At 66.1% G+C, this 14,280-nt stretch carries 15 protein-coding genes; 8 read left to right on the top strand and 7 right to left on the bottom strand.

The features are described 5' to 3' along the window. Window positions 1-88: 88 nt before the first annotated feature. Complete coding sequence (locus OG300_RS15315; protein ID WP_405496398.1) at window positions 89-898, top strand: amidohydrolase family protein; 810 nt, start codon at window positions 89-91, stop codon at window positions 896-898. Between the two features lie 20 nt (window positions 899-918). On the opposite strand, the gene OG300_RS15310 is transcribed toward OG300_RS15315, so the two are convergent. The 3 genes from OG300_RS15310 to OG300_RS15300 form a co-directional block, all read right to left on the bottom strand. Then, complete coding sequence (locus tag OG300_RS15310; protein WP_405496396.1) at window positions 919-2,070, bottom strand: DUF3089 domain-containing protein; 1,152 nt, start codon at window positions 2,068-2,070, stop codon at window positions 919-921. Window positions 2,071-2,530: 460 nt separating this feature from the next. Next, the gene (locus tag OG300_RS15305) at window positions 2,531-3,199 is read right to left on the bottom strand and encodes an alpha/beta fold hydrolase (RefSeq protein ID WP_405496394.1); all 669 of its coding nucleotides are present in this window, start codon (window positions 3,197-3,199) and stop codon (window positions 2,531-2,533) included. A gap of 191 nt (window positions 3,200-3,390) precedes the next feature. Continuing rightward, window positions 3,391-4,116, bottom strand: a complete 726-nt coding sequence (locus OG300_RS15300; RefSeq protein WP_405496392.1) for a class I SAM-dependent methyltransferase — start codon at window positions 4,114-4,116, stop codon at window positions 3,391-3,393. A gap of 243 nt (window positions 4,117-4,359) precedes the next feature. Here OG300_RS15300 and OG300_RS15295 point away from each other — a divergent pair, with 243 nt between their 5' ends. Continuing rightward, on the top strand, window positions 4,360-4,809 hold the full coding sequence (locus tag OG300_RS15295; RefSeq protein WP_405496390.1) for a VOC family protein: 450 nt from the start codon (window positions 4,360-4,362) through the stop codon (window positions 4,807-4,809). 16 nt (window positions 4,810-4,825) lie between these two features. On the opposite strand, the gene OG300_RS15290 is transcribed toward OG300_RS15295, so the two are convergent. Next, window positions 4,826-6,370 (bottom strand): acyl-CoA carboxylase subunit beta, encoded by a 1,545-nt coding sequence (locus OG300_RS15290; protein ID WP_405496388.1) that lies wholly within the window; start codon window positions 6,368-6,370, stop codon window positions 4,826-4,828. 187 nt (window positions 6,371-6,557) lie between these two features. Here OG300_RS15290 and OG300_RS15285 point away from each other — a divergent pair, with 187 nt between their 5' ends. The 3 genes from OG300_RS15285 (at window position 6,558) to OG300_RS15275 (ending at window position 9,192) form a co-directional block, all read left to right on the top strand. Beyond that, a complete protein-coding gene (locus OG300_RS15285; RefSeq protein WP_405496386.1) occupies window positions 6,558-8,108 on the top strand; it encodes a hypothetical protein in 1,551 nt (516 codons plus the stop codon). 128 nt (window positions 8,109-8,236) lie between these two features. Beyond that, window positions 8,237-8,746 (top strand): hypothetical protein, encoded by a 510-nt coding sequence (locus OG300_RS15280; RefSeq protein WP_405496384.1) that lies wholly within the window; start codon window positions 8,237-8,239, stop codon window positions 8,744-8,746. A gap of 50 nt (window positions 8,747-8,796) precedes the next feature. Further along, window positions 8,797-9,192 carry a hypothetical protein gene (locus tag OG300_RS15275; RefSeq protein WP_405496382.1) on the top strand — a complete coding sequence of 132 codons (396 nt, stop codon included), beginning with the start codon at window positions 8,797-8,799 and terminating at the stop codon, window positions 9,190-9,192. Between the two features lie 157 nt (window positions 9,193-9,349). On the opposite strand, the gene OG300_RS15270 is transcribed toward OG300_RS15275, so the two are convergent. The 3 genes from OG300_RS15270 to OG300_RS15260 form a co-directional block, all read right to left on the bottom strand. Beyond that, window positions 9,350-9,742 carry a hypothetical protein gene (locus tag OG300_RS15270; protein ID WP_405496380.1) on the bottom strand — a complete coding sequence of 131 codons (393 nt, stop codon included), beginning with the start codon at window positions 9,740-9,742 and terminating at the stop codon, window positions 9,350-9,352. A 127-nt stretch (window positions 9,743-9,869) separates the two neighbouring features. After that, window positions 9,870-10,556: a hypothetical protein gene (locus OG300_RS15265; protein WP_405496378.1), complete on the bottom strand. Its 687-nt coding sequence runs from the start codon at window positions 10,554-10,556 to the stop codon at window positions 9,870-9,872. Between the two features lie 45 nt (window positions 10,557-10,601). Beyond that, entirely contained in the window at window positions 10,602-11,525 is a 924-nt protein-coding gene (locus OG300_RS15260) for a PDR/VanB family oxidoreductase (RefSeq protein WP_405496376.1), read from the bottom strand. A 140-nt stretch (window positions 11,526-11,665) separates the two neighbouring features. Here OG300_RS15260 and OG300_RS15255 point away from each other — a divergent pair, with 140 nt between their 5' ends. The 3 genes from OG300_RS15255 to OG300_RS15245 are packed head-to-tail and all read left to right on the top strand — an operon-like array spanning window position 11,666 to window position 14,273. Beyond that, on the top strand, window positions 11,666-12,826 hold the full coding sequence (locus OG300_RS15255; protein ID WP_405496374.1) for an acyl-CoA dehydrogenase family protein: 1,161 nt from the start codon (window positions 11,666-11,668) through the stop codon (window positions 12,824-12,826). 32 nt (window positions 12,827-12,858) lie between these two features. Then, window positions 12,859-13,383 carry a YiiD C-terminal domain-containing protein gene (locus OG300_RS15250; RefSeq protein WP_405496372.1) on the top strand — a complete coding sequence of 175 codons (525 nt, stop codon included), beginning with the start codon at window positions 12,859-12,861 and terminating at the stop codon, window positions 13,381-13,383. After that, window positions 13,383-14,273, top strand: coding sequence for an alpha/beta fold hydrolase (locus tag OG300_RS15245; RefSeq protein ID WP_405496370.1), 891 nt, complete (start codon window positions 13,383-13,385; stop codon window positions 14,271-14,273). The genes OG300_RS15250 and OG300_RS15245 overlap by 1 nt, the downstream gene beginning before the upstream one ends. The last annotated feature ends 7 nt before the right edge of the window (window positions 14,274-14,280 follow it).

The raw sequence follows: 14,280 nt of genomic DNA, 5'->3' as shown, positions 1-14,280 counted from the left end.
GCCCTCGCCTCGCGGTTCGCTCGCCGCGCGGGCGGGGGCACGCGCATGATGGAGGGCATTCGTCCGGAATGCGAAGGAGCTCGCGTATATGACCATCGACGCCTGGGCGCAGCACCCCACCGCGCGGTTTCTCGCCCACGACATGTTCGATTCGCTGCGGCGCTGGACCGCTGCCATTCCGCCGAGTGAGATCACGCTGAAGACGACGCTGGCCGCCATGGACGCGGCGGGTGTCGATCACGCGCTGCTGTCTGCCTGGCACGCGCCCGAGGGCGTGCTCATCTCCAATGACGAAGTGGCGGGGTGGGTCACGGAGTATCCGGACCGGTTCTCCGGGATCGCCTCGGTCGATCTGCGGCGGCCCATGGAGTCGGTGCGTGAACTGCGGCACCGGGTCACCGATCAGGGTTTCAAGGGGCTGCGGGTGCTGCCGTGGTTGTGGGAGGTGCCGCCCACCGATGCCCGGTTCTACCCGCTGTACGCCGCGTGCGTGGACCTGGGCATTCCGTTCTGCACCCAGGTCGGGCACACCGGGCCGCTGCGCTCCTCGGAGTCCGGGCGACCGATTCCGTACATCGACCGTGTCGCTCTGGACTTTCCGGAGCTGACGATCGTCTGCGGGCATATCGGCTACCCGTGGACCGAGGAGATGATCGCGGTCGCGCGCAAGCATCCGAACGTCGTCATCGACACCTCGGCGTACACCACCAAGCGACTGCCGCCGGAACTGGTCTCGTATCTGAAGACTCGCAGCGGGCGTCGAAAAGTGTTGTTCGGCACCAACTTTCCGATGATCTTTCCCGAGCATGCGCTCGCCGGTCTGGACGCTCTCGGTCTCGACGACGAGACGCGGGGGCTCTACCTGGACGGCAACTCCCGGCGCGTCTTCGGGCTGTAGTCGACGCGCCGGGATCGGGGTTAGTGCGCGGCCTGCCAGGCCTGGATCTGCTGGTGCGCGATCGAGACCAGGCGGTCGGGGCCGTAGTTCATGTCGATCAGGTGCGATTCGAACAGCGGGATGTCGTTGAGATGGTCGGGCCCGTCGAGACTCACCTTGTAGAAGGTGTACGCGCCCTGCGTCTCACAGTGCCCGACGCCGCGTGACGAGGTAGAGGTCCACGGCGAATCCGAATGCGGGAACGCGTCGGGAAGTGTCGTGTAGTCCAGCAGGATCGACACGATGCCGAACGCGTACGGATCAGACGGAACTGTCACCGGCTGCGGTGTGGCATCACCGCTCAACACCGCGGGATCGGTGCAGGCGACCTGGTATCCGGGACCGTAGGGCAGACCCCACCGCATCGACATCAGGCCCGGGTCGGCATTGCCGAAGAACGACACCAGCGGATCGTGCTGCGCCGTCGAATACGCTACGACGCAACCGTATTGGCCGCGCTGCGTGCACAGCGGAACGCTGGAGAAGTCGCCTCCGGTGGTGCTGCCCTGCGCGACGGTGACATTGCCGCCCATGAGGAACGCACCCACCAACTGTGACCGCTGCTGGGCATCGGATTCGATGTGCTCGCGAATCAGTTTGCGCGCCAACAGTGTTCCCTGCGAATGGCTGATGATGACGACACCGCGCCCATGATTGTCGTGCGCCATGTAATCGTTCCACGCATCGACGATGTCCTGATATCCCGGCTGCGTGATATCCACTCCGGCCAGCGCCACCGGCACCGCGGGCAATGTCACCTGCCGATACACCGGCGCGAAAACCCGGCACTCACTGTCGAATCGGCCCGCCTGGAACTGCGCGATCGACCGCGCCTCCGGCTGCGCCACCAGATCCTGCGTCAACGCCACCTGGCTGCTCACCGTCGGATAGATGTAGAAGCAATCCACCGGCTTGTCTTTGTCGGCCACCGCAGGCGGATCCGACACCTGCCCCGTCCCGAGATCGGTGGTCCGCAACGACCCGTCACAGGGATTCCCGGTCATCCCCGGCCGACACAACCACGTGGTCGCCGTCCCCTGCCCCGTCGGCTCCGCCTGCGCGACTCCCGTCGCCGCCACCGCGAGCACCCCAGCGAACACTGCCACCACTACCCGCAAGCCACGTCCAGACACCGTCGTCCCCTTCAGCTTCCGATGATCGTCCATCCCACGCCGCCGAGGCATCGCCGAATCGTCACCTCAGCCAGCCAACGACCCTAATCGGGCGGCACGCGGTGCGGACGGAAACCATAGAATCCGGCTATCAATGTCAATGCTCGAGCCCGGCTCGGTCGGCTGTCACCGAGTATCCGAGTCGGAATCGCCGGCTACGAAGTGCATGACAGCCGAATAGTGTTGCTGCACATTGTGACCCAGGCTATGAACCGTCGGAGCGGGGTCGCCGGACGCCTGCTCGAGGAGACCGCAATTCGACATCCCGGGTGCGCCGTCGTCGCCGAAACAGACAGTGACGCCGTGGAGTTCTATCGAGCCGTAGGGTTCGAGGTGAATTCTCTGGGGGAGAAATACCCCGGGGTCGAGCGATTCGAGGTGCGCCGCCCACCTCCGCACGCTCGTGCTGATGGTTGAGCTGTCAGAGGTGGTTGCGGATTATGGCCACGACGTCGGCGGGACGGCTCAGGAACGGGCAGTGACCGCCCGGCAAGGTGACGGCGGTGTCGCAGCGTTTGGTGAAGTGGGTGACCATTTCGGGCAGGATCGCCCGGTCCTCGCTTGCCGCGATGTAGGTCGTGGGGGTGTCTTTCCACGCCGCGTGTGCGGGGGAGTCGGCGAATATCGAAACGGGTTCGGGGCGAAGGAGATCGATAGCGCGGTCCGCGACTTGTGCTGCGCAGTCGGCGAACAGGCCTTCGCGAGCACCGGCGGGATCCAGCCGTGTCATACCCGCGTCATCGACAGTGAGTGGCAGCGGAGCACCTTGCTGACCGGTCTCCTCTTCGATCCGCGCGATCCACTGCTGAGCGTTCTCCCCGACATCGAAGACGAAGCTCGACAGATACAGCAGATGAGAGACCCCCTTCAACCCGGTCGCCGTGACTCCGCCGAAGGAGTGCGCCAACACAACCGGGGACTCGACCGCCTGATCGACGAGGTCCTGAACACGCCGAGTGCTGTCGGTGAGCGACTGGCCTGCCAGATCAGGCACCGTGACAGTGACCCCGTCGCTACGCAAACGTGCGGCGACCTCGTCATAGTGGGCGGGTTGCAGCCAGGCACCGTGCAGGATTATCAAGGGGCGCATAACTACTGGTTATACCCGCGCCGAGAGAACATCTACGTCAGGGCCGGATTCGTTGCGGCCGCTGGTCATCAAGCCTCAGCCGACGCGAAGCCGATGGTCGCGGCATGGGCCTAATCCTGCAAACGACCTGCGAGATAATCAGTTTCCTGACGAATACACCATCGGTTTGCAGGAATAGGCCCATTCGAGCGTCATGAGCGAGATGCGCGCGCGAGGATGATTCCGCCGAGCGGGCTCTCTGGTGAGGTCAGAGTTCGGTCTGTCTCGATGGTGAAGTCGGCGGCGTCGAGCCATGCGCGCATCTGGTTGTGTTGGCGGCGGTGGACGTGGAGGTGCATCGGATGGCCGCCGTAGCCTTGGGTTTTCAGCTGGGTGTCGTCGCCGACGTGGAAGCCGAGGAGCAGCGGTCCGCCAGGGCGAAGCACTCGCTGGAAATGGTTGAAGACGGAGCCGAGTTCGTTGTCGGGGACGTGGATGAGTGAATACCAGGCGACCAGGCCCGCTATCGAGGAGTCCGCGAGGGCGAGATTCGTCATGGAGCCGACTTCGAATCGGAGGTCGGGGTGATCGCGGCGGGCCACGTCGATCATCGCGGGCGACAGGTCTATTCCGAATGCGTCTGCATTCAATTGGTGCAGGTGGGCGGTGATTCGTCCCGCCCCGCAACCGACATCCGCAACCGGGCCGCCGCCCTGTGCGCGCACTGTCTCGGCGAAGGACGCCAGGATTGATCGTTCTTCGGGTGTTTCATCCAGCAGGTGGCGGGTGACGTCCGCATACGTAGTCGCGACGGTGTCGTACGACATCCTCGTCTCATCCAGCCAGTCGTCACTGTTCGGTTCGATCCCCACGGTCCGAAGGCTACCCAGGAGCCTGAGCGTGCCCTGACCCGCATCTGAGTTGATCGATTGCGCCACAGTCGATCCCCGCGTCCGTACCTGCCGAGAATCGTCCCGACCGAACCGGCCAGCTCCCGGCTGTGGGATGATGAGCATGGCAATTGGGTCAGGGCTGCGCCGCATACAGGCGGCCGGTGCCATTGGCAACGCAATCTCAGGCCGGTGTCTGTACGGCGGAACAAGTAGGAATCGCGGTCTTCGCAACAGTGGTCTCGGACCCGTCTCGCACGGGATGCGAGTCCTGATCGGTGGAGGTGCCAATTGGTCGAGCCCACACAGCCCGGATTCGGAATGGTAGCGGCCCATTTCATTGTCTCGGACGACGTCGAACGCTCTCAACGTTTCTACACCGAAGTACTCGGTGGCAAGGTCGCCTTCTCCGGCGGGCCCGTCTACGTCGCGCTGGCCAATACCTTCATCATCATCAACGTGGGTGGCGGCCCGACCGACGACAAGCCCACGGTCGTCTTGGAGACGCCCCGCGATCCCGACCGAGTCAGCAGCTTCCTCAATCTCCGCGTCGAAGACATCCACGCCGCGTACACCGAATGGAGTGCCCGAGGCGCTCAATTCCTGACGCCACCGATCCAGCACAAGTACGAGATCCGCTGCTACATACGCGATCCTGACGGATACATTATCGAGGTCGGGCAAACCACAGATCCAGAAGGGGACTGGTCGGCGTGGCTGCCGCGCCTCTCGGAGGCCTGAAGGGACGCATCTCTGCCTAGAGCGGGATGAGGTGGTGTTTTCGGGGGCTGTGCTGGATGTCCTTGTTGCGCAGCAGGTGTAGGGCTTTGCGGATCTCCAGGCGGGTGTGGGCTGGTTCGATGACCGCGTCGATGTAGCCGCGTTCGGCGGCGATCCAGGGGGTGGCCATGGTGGCGTTGTAGAAGTCGATGAGTTGCTGGCGTAGGGCGGGGCGTTCGGCTTCGGGGACCGCTGCGAGTTGGCGGCGCTGGGTCAGGCTGACGGCTGCCTCGGCGCCCATTACGGCGATGCGGGCCGTGGGCCAGGCGAGATTGATGTCGCCGCCGAGTTGTTTGGAACCCATGACGGCGTAGGCGCCACCGTAGGCCTTGCGGACGATGACGGTCACGATCGGGACGGTGGCCTCGGTGACGGCGAAGAAGAAGCGGCCGCCGCGTTTGATGACGCCGATCCGCTCCTCTTCGACGCCGGGCAGCACGCCGGGAGTGTCGACGACGAAGATCAGGGGGAGGCCGAAAGCGTCGCAGAGCCGGATGAAGTGGGCGGCCTTGTCCGAGCAGCGGGCGTCGATGGCGCCGCTGGAAACCATGGGCTGGTTGGCGATCACGCCGACGCTGCGGCCGTCGACGCGGGCGAGTCCGGTGATCAGGTTGCGGGCGGCGGCATCGCCGACCTCGTGGAACTCGCCGTCGTCGAAGATCCTGGCCAGGACGTCGTACATGTCGTAACCGGCGCGGTCGGAATCGGGGATGATCGAGTTCAGCTCCCGGTCGCTGTCGGTCAGGTCGGGCTCGAGGCCGGGATTCACCACCGGTGGCTGATCGAAGCAGTTGGACGGCATGAAGCTCAGATAGTTACGCGCCCAGGCGAATGCGGCGGGCTCGTCGACCGCGACATGGTGGATGTTGCCGTTCTGGGCTTGGGTGAACGCGCCACCGAGTTCTTCGAGAGTGACCTCCTCGCCGGTGGTTTCGCGAATGATGTCGGGGCCGGTGACGAACATGTAGGCGGATTCGGTCGCGATCAGCACATCGGTGTTGATCGGTGAATACACCGCTCCCGCAGCGCATTTGCCCAGCATCAGCGAGACCTGGGGCACCGCGCCGGACAGGCGCAGCTGGCGTCGGCTCAGGGCGGCGTACCAGGCCAGGGAGGTCGCGGCGTCCTGGACCCGGGCGCCACCGGAATCGTTGATCGCGACGAACGGGCAGCCGACGTCGGCGGCCAAGTCCATGGCCGCGGCGACCTTGCGCCCGAACATCTCTCCGATGGATCCGCCGTAGACCGTCTGATCGTGCGAAATCACCACCACGGGGCGTCCGTCTACCGTGCCCCGTCCGGTGACGACGCCGTCGCCATAGAGAGCATCGGAGTGTCCGGGCTGGCGCACCAACGCACCGCTCTCGATGAAACTGCCTGGGTCCAATAGCATTTCGATGCGTTCGCGCGGGCCGGGAATGCCCTTCGCGGCGCGCTTGGCGATGCCCGCCGCACCTGTCGGCTCGCACGCGGCTGCCAGTTTCTCTTGCAGCAGCGCGAGTTTCGCGCCAGCGGTCTCCACAGCTGAGTCCTCCCTCGAACCGGGGCTGCCGGTTACACGTTCAGAGACCGACCCTAGCTGGAATAGACGGGTTCATAACTATGTGCACTGCAATAAACTCCAGGCTGTGTCGTCTACAGCAATACACAGCGGTGCAGCGAGTTACCAGGCGCGAGCGGGCCGTGCGGTCGAAGAGCACACCAAGGCGATGATCGTCGCTGCCGGCGAGCGGGTGATGATGGACCGGATCGCCGCAGCTCCACCGGGAAGTTCGATCGAGCGACTCACGCTGGCCGAGGTGTGTGCGGGTGCCCGCGGCTATATCCGGCGCGACGGCACCGAGGGGCCGATTCCGAAGGCCACCATGTGGAAGCATTTCAAGACTTTCGAAGCGCTCGCCGCCGCGGTCATCGAGAGCCTGACGGCCGACAATCGGCCTGTGCCGGAACAGTTCTCGGCGCTCGCGGCGCGCGGTGAACAGGTCGGCGCTCGGCGTGACGGGGTCGACGCGCAACGGCTGGAGGCGCGGTTTTCCGCCCGGCACTACGACATTCCGCGTCTCGAGGAACAGTTCGCCGACGCCTCGACCCGGGATGAGCACTCCGACATGCTGTTCTGGGCGGCCGAGCTGGCCGAACGTCACCTGCAGCAACGGCGTCGCGGCAATCAGCGAGCGGTTGTCGCTGCTCGTGACTGGGCGCGGCGGGGGATCGGCCTGGTCGATCCGGCCGCTCGCCTGGACTGCATGATGGGCATCCGCTGCACCCGCGCCGCGGCGGCCGCCGAGATGACCCTGTGCCGCAAACCCGATTACGAGCCCACCGGCCTGAGCCGCATCCGGTCCATCAAGGAGACCGAGATGATGTTCGCCGATGCCCTCGGCTGGCAGGTGCATCACGAACTCGCGAGTTTTCATGCCGAGCTCGCCCGTGCCCTGAGCGAGGAGGATCCCGACCGCGAAATCGGCGCGCATCACATGATCGCCACCACGCTGATCGAGCTGTGCGGACCCGCCCCGAGCATCGCCAGGGAACCACAGGACACTCTGCGAGCCAGCGAACTCGCCGATGTCATCGTCGGCCTACGCCGAATCCACCTGGCCTATTCGACCCACCCCGAACACCGGCACCTGTACGCCACCATCTTCGGGCCGGACATCGATGACTGGACACGAAAGTTGCTGTCCTGCTTCCCCTCGACAGTCAAGGAGCGTCACCGCCACGAGGGCAATATCCGAGCGCTACTTCGCCTCGACGATCTCACGGAAGACCACGAACACGCCTCGATCGACCTGCTCCGAACCGCCGAATACGGCACCATCCGCGACATCCTGGTCGCCCGCTACCTGACCGCGAAAGCGCGATCTCTCGGCCAAATCGACAGCGGGGCAATCGAGTCCGCCAACCACCCAGACATCGACCGAACCTCGCTCGTCCATCTCCATCCGGCGGCACTGATCCAAGCCGCCATCCAGTTCTACGACCACGCTGCCGCCGCCAGCCCCCGCGGTGCGAGTGGCGTTCTCCGCACCGCGGCCGCCGACGCCAGCGCCGAACTCAAACGTGCCTGCTCGTCGCAAGACGCAACCAGCACCGTATCCGGACCGCCCGTCAGCGAATTCGACACCATCGCCAGGGCGATCAACGACCTCGTACTCGTCACGATCAGCCGTCGAAACCGCTTCACCGACAAGGAAATCGAGCACCTGATCGACATGATCGACCCGATGTACTACTACATCACCGCGGGCCGAAACTGAACGCCGAAGTAGATGTCGCCACCCGCGGTGGGATTGCGCGGTGCCGGTGCGACATCAGCGCGCATGCGGCCGAGCGCGCCTACCAGGCCGCCTCGCAGTATGGCAACAAGGGCGTTTTCGCCGACGGCGTGACCAGCGTGGTGCAGACCGCCGCCGCGATCGGCGGCACCACCGTCGGCAGCCCGGTCGCGGGAGGTATCGCCGCTTCGGTCACAGGGGGCATCGCCGCCACGGTCGACTCCTACATCAAGGCCGACGTGATCCCCAACCCGGCAGATCCTGCGCATCCGTTGCCGGACGACAAAGTATCGACCTCGCTGAACGACATTTTGACTACTGTTCAGCCGGACAGCGTCCGCGACCAGTATTTGCAGGTCGAAGGCTACGTTCGCAACAACCCCGACAGTGCCCATTTCTTTGACCAGCCCAATGGTGGGAGCTTGCTCGACTGGAATAATGTCACTACTCCCGACGGCTCAGGAGTAAACGCGTGGCAAGACGCCTACAGTAAATTTGCAAACGACGCCGATACTAAACTCCACAACTTTTCTTTCCCGGCACCGAACCCGTCCGGGCAGCCCATTACCGAATCCAACATAGCGCCGCGAGGCGACCAACGACCGCCAGGGGCCAAATAATGAGGACTATCTCAAAGATTTCCCCTTTCATGTGCGCGACTACCGTCGCCATGGTTGCTGTCGCTCTCTGCTGCAGCGCTTGTGACAGCCACGACAGCGGATCGCAGGCCACCAAGCCGTCTAGCGCAACTCTTACCACCACGAGCCAACAGTCCGATCCGATCCACGAGACCTATTTGCGGGTTCAGGCGTATGTGAAGCAACACCCGGAGACTGCACACTACTTCGACCCTCAGCCGGGTGACGCTTATCAAGGGCCAAACCTGATCGAGAACTGGGCAAACATGCTCGACCCGACCGGGGCAGCGATCAATGCGTTCTATGATGATTACAGTCGTTTTTCCTGGGCCGTCAATCACGAACTCGGACGCGATGAGTTCAACCCCATACCCCAGAACGGGATTATCGTCGAAACGGCAGAGCCCTCCGCGACCAAACCGAACTAAGAATGTGGTCGCGCTTCGGCTCGCGCCCACTCATCGCCAGACCCGACCGCGCCCATACCGCGGGTGAGCGAATTCGACAGGATGTACTACTACACCTCGGGCCGAAACTGAACGACTGAATGAGCCCCAGCTATTCACGAGTGGGGATATGGGATATTCAGCGGGGTCGGGCTGGGGCGGTGAGTAGCCAGCGCCAGCGTGGGAGTTCTGCGATGACGGTGATCGCGGCGAGGGCGGTGACGACGGCGACTCCCCAGGTGGGGAGGATGAGGATCGCGCCCCACAGTGCGCCGGCGAGTTCGAGCAGCATGAAGGCGATGGTCACGGTGCCGTGGACGGGGACCGTGATCTGGTCCTTGTCGCCGGGGGTGGCGAAGATGCCGGGGACGACGATCAGGATGACAACGGCGAGAACCGACCAGGCCCAGGAGTAGTGGGCGAGGCCCCACGGCAGGGTGATCCAGCCGACGAGTTCGGTCAGCACGCGAAGCAGGGCGGGGATTCGGCCGCGGTCGGTCAGGTTGGGTGAGGTGGTGGAGCGTTCGAGCATGCGGTGAGCGTCGCACACCCGGACGTGGAATTCCTGTCGTGATCGACTCGACGACGAAGACCCCGTTCGGATCACCGATCCGAACGGGGTCGTGTCCCCCGGACGATGCTCGCCGGGTCCTACCGCCTTACTTGGCGGGGGTGAAGGGCTGGTTGATCGTCGTGAAGTACTGGATGACAGCCGCGATGGCTACCGGGGCGGTCACGAAGATCTGACCGGCGATGGTGCCGAGGAAGCCGACGGCGGCGGCGCCGGCGATGCAACCGGCGAGCGGGCCCGCGCCGAAGAGGAGGGCGAGGGCGCCGGTGAGGGTGGCGCCGACAGCGGCACCGGCGAGGCAGCCGAGGCCCGCGCCGGCGAGGCCGCCGACGACGGTGCCGATGGCGGCACCGACGGAGATGGTGTCACGCATGCGACCCCAGGCCGCCTGCTCACGGTCGTAGGTGGTCTTCCAGGGGGCCTGGTCCTCGTACGGCAGGGCGACCGGCTGGTAGACCGCGTGGGCCTCGTCGAACTGGGGGGTCAGGGTGGCGGTGCGGTCCTTGATGTCGGCCGCGATCGGGAAGACGAAGTCGTCGACCCGGAAGGAGAGCGGGGTGCCGCCGAGCACGGTGCCGTTGGCGGCCTTGATCTTGAAGACGCCGTCCTCGACCGTCATCGAACCGGCGTCGGTGCGCACGATCGTAGAGGTTCCGGTGTCGGTCGCCGTGTAGTTCGTGACATCGGCGGTGTCCGCCTGGGCAGTACCGGTAACGCCGGCGCCGATGCAGATCGTGGCGGCGAGCAGCGCGGACGCCGCAGCAGTATTCCTCATCTGGTTCTCTCTGCGTTCTTTCGCTCGTTTTTTCGGCTTCTCGTGTCACAGGTCGAGCACGAGAACATCTGAGATCGCCCGCGAAACGCAGGGCATCATGGTGTCGCCGGAGGCGCGTTCGGCGGCGGTCAGCACCGAATCACGGTGCTGCACTTCGCCTTCCAGGAACTTCGTCTCACAGCTGCCGCAGGTGCCCTCGCGGCAGGAGGTGACGATCGCGACGCCCGCGGCTTCGAGGGCGTCGACGATCGTCCGGTTCGCCGGGACGGGCAGCACCTGACCGCTGCTCGCGAGGCGTACCTCGAAGGCCCGGTCGACGGTGGTGTCGACCGGGCGTGGCACGAAACGCTCCGTGCGCACTGTCACGCCCCGGCGCGCGCCCTCGGCCTCGACGGCCGCGAGCAGCGGTTCGGGCCCGCAGCAGTACACGGTGGCGGTGGTGTCGGCCAGCAGCTCCGCGAGCGGCAGCAGGCCGGATTCGTTCTGCGGCACCAGATTCACTCGGGGATAGCCGCCGAGTTCCTCGGTGAACGCCAGATGCGCCCGGGTCCGCGCGCCGTAGTACAGGCTGGCGCGGGCCCCGGCCGCGGTGGCCGCGGCCAGCATCGGCAGGATCGGGGTGATCCCGATGCCGCCCGCCAGGAACAGGTACTCCGGCGCGGGTTCCAGTTCGAAGTTGTTGCGCGGTACCGACACCCGCAGTTCGGTACCGACGTGCGCGGTACCGAACAGGTGGTCGGAACCGCCGCGACCCGCCGGTTCGTGCAGGATGGCGATCCGCCAGCGCTGCTGTCCGGCGAGATCACCGCAGAGCGAGTATTGTCGAACCCCAACACCTTCGGCGACCACGTCGATGTGGGCGCCCGGGGACCACTGCGGCAACACACCGTCGAGCGCCGTCAGTTCGAGGGCGAAAACGCCTTCGGCCACGTCACGTCGATCGGTCACCCGGACTGTCAGGTCGGTCATCGCATCCCCTCTCTGTGGAGTCGGTGTGAGCCTGACCGAGCGTTGAGCAAGATCGCGCCCCGGTTGCCCGAGTCGATTCGCCCGATAGGCATTGCCGATCGAGGCGCCACCACCTGCGCCGACACGCCGACACTGACCCCATGAGCGCTGTGGCGGAGCTGGTCGAACTGACCAGAAAGTTCGTGGAAGAGCACGTCATTCCGGTCGAGCGCGAGGTGGTGGTCGACGGCCGCGTCACCGATGACGCGCTGCGGCTGGACCTGCAGAACAAGGCCAAGGCGGCCGGTGTCTTCGGCCCCCTGTCGGACCCGCGCTACGGCGGCCTCGGCCTCGACACCCGGGGTCAGGCACAGGTGCTGGAGGCGGCGGGCGCGAGCCTGCTCGGCCCGCTGGCCGTGAACGCCTGGGCCCCCGACGACGGCAATATCCACCTGCTGGCGCATGTCGCCAACGCCGAGCAGCAGGAGCGCTACCTGGCCCCGCTGTCCGCCGGTGACGTGCGCTCGGCCATCGCGTTGACCGAGCCCGCCCCCGGTGCGGGCGCCGACCCGCGCATGCTGCGGACCGTCGCCCAGGAGACCGACACCGGCTGGGTCATCAACGGCGCCAAGCACTTCACCACCGGCGCGAACGGCGCGGCCTTCACCATCGTGGTCGCCATGACCCCCGACGGCGCGACCATGTTCCTGGTCGATCAGGACAACCCGGGCCTGCGGGTGGGTCGCCGCATGCCCACCCTGGATCACACCAGCGCCCCCGGCGGGCACTGCGAACTCGAGCTCGTCGACTGCGAGGTGCCCGACGCCGCCGTGCTCGGCGAGGTGGGGCGCGGGCTGGAGCTGGCCCAGGTGCGTTTGGCCCCTTCACGTTTGACGTTCTGCATGAACTGGCTGGGCCTGGCGGTGCGGGCGCAGGAGCTCACCATCGCCCACATCACCGGTCGCACCGCCTTCGGTGTCCCGATCGCCGAGCACGGCATCGCGCAGGGCCTGGTCGCCGACAACGAGATCGACATCGCCGCGTCCCGTGCCCTGGTGCGCAGCGTCGCCGAGACCATCGACCTGCAGGGCCCCAGCTCCTCGCAGGCCCGCCACGAGACCTCGGTGGCGAAAACCTTCGTCTCCGAGGCGGTCTGGCGGGTGCTCGATCGCGCCGTGCAGCTGCACGGCGGACTGGGTGTCTGCGAGGACCACCTGGTGGCCCGATTCCTGGTGGAGGCCAGGGCATTCCGCATCTACGAGGGCCCGTCCGAGGTGCTGCGCTGGTCGATCGCGCGGCGCGCGCTGCGCAGCCCCCGCTGACCGATTCGCCGAATACGAGAGGCAACACCGAGATGACCACCAGAGTGCTGGCCGGATTCGCCGCCGCCTACCCCGAACTGGACTACGCCGCAATCGATTACGAGTACCTGCGCGCCGTCTCGCAGGACATGGTGCCCTTCGGCCGCCACGTCGGCACCCAGATCACCGAGATCAGCCGCGACCGCTCGGTGGTGGAGATCCCCGCCGATGACAGCGTCCGCAACCACATGGGGACCGTGCACGCCGGTGCGCTGTTCACCGCCGCCGACATCGCGGGTGCCGCGGCCTTCGTCGGCGCCGCCGCCGAACGGCTCTACACGGTGGAGCGCCTGGTGCTGCGCGGCGGCACCGCGGCCTACCGCAAGCCCGCCGTCGGCCGCATCCGCGCCATCGCCACCGTCGACCTGCGCGAGCTGGCAGAAGTGTTGTCGGCCAAGGAATCCGCGCGCTTCGAGCTGGCGGGCAAGGCGGTGCTGCTCGACGACAACGACGTACAGGTCGCCAAGTTCACCTTCGACTATGTCTGCGACGTGACCATCGCCGAAGCGGAGGCGTGATGACCACCGCGCCCGAGTCCAAGCCGGATTTCCGTGCGCTGGAGGCGATCTCGGTGCCCAGCACCGACGACGTCACCTTCACCGTGCGCTTCCTGCCGGCCGAGCGGGCCGACGCGCCCGTCGTGCTGATCCTGCCCGCCATGGCGATGAAGGCCAAGAACTACTTCGGCCTGGCTCGAGCGCTGCACGCACAGGGGCTCTCGGTCGCGACCGTGGACCTGCGGGCACACGGTGAGGCCACCCCGATCCTGGGGGAGCACAAGGACTTCGGCTACCGCGAGATGATCGAGGCCGATCTGCCCGCGATCGTCGCCGCGGTCGAGGAGCGCTTCCCGGGCGCCGCGCTGCACCTGTTCGGCCACAGCCTCGGCGGCCAGCTCGCCCTGCTGTTCAGCGCCGCCGAGCCCGGCCGGATCGCGAGCGTCACCGTGATCGGCACCGGTACGGTGTTCTGGTGGGCGTTCGGCCCGCGCCGCTGGTGGGAGGCGATCAGCCAGATCCAGTGGATCGGCCTGGTCTCGCGCTTCAAGGGGCAGTGGCCCGGCGGCGTGCTGATTCCCGCGCCCATGCCCGGCGGCGTGATGATCGACTGGTCGGTGCATTCGCTGACCAGCTACTACCGCCCCAGCGGCACCAAGCGCAAGTACAACTCGCTGCTGGCCGCCATGGGCATTCCGGTGCTGGCCATCTCGCTGTCGGAGGACGTGCTGGGACCGAAATCCAATGTGGATTTCCTGGTCTCGCGCATGCCGTCCGCACGGGTGACGCAGTGGCACATCGACGAGGCGTCCGCCATCACCAACCGCGACCACTTCATGTGGGTCAAGGACGCCCCCGCCATCGCCTCCGGCGTGGCGAATTGGATCACGACCGGCAACGCGCCGGCCTGAAGGAGAG

Origin of the sequence: Nocardia sp. NBC_00511 (assembly GCF_045161165.1) — a bacterium.
Classification (GTDB): Bacteria; Actinomycetota; Actinomycetes; order Mycobacteriales; family Mycobacteriaceae; genus Nocardia.
Note: the sequence above shows the minus strand (reverse complement) of the source record. Positions and strands in the feature narration are given on the sequence as shown.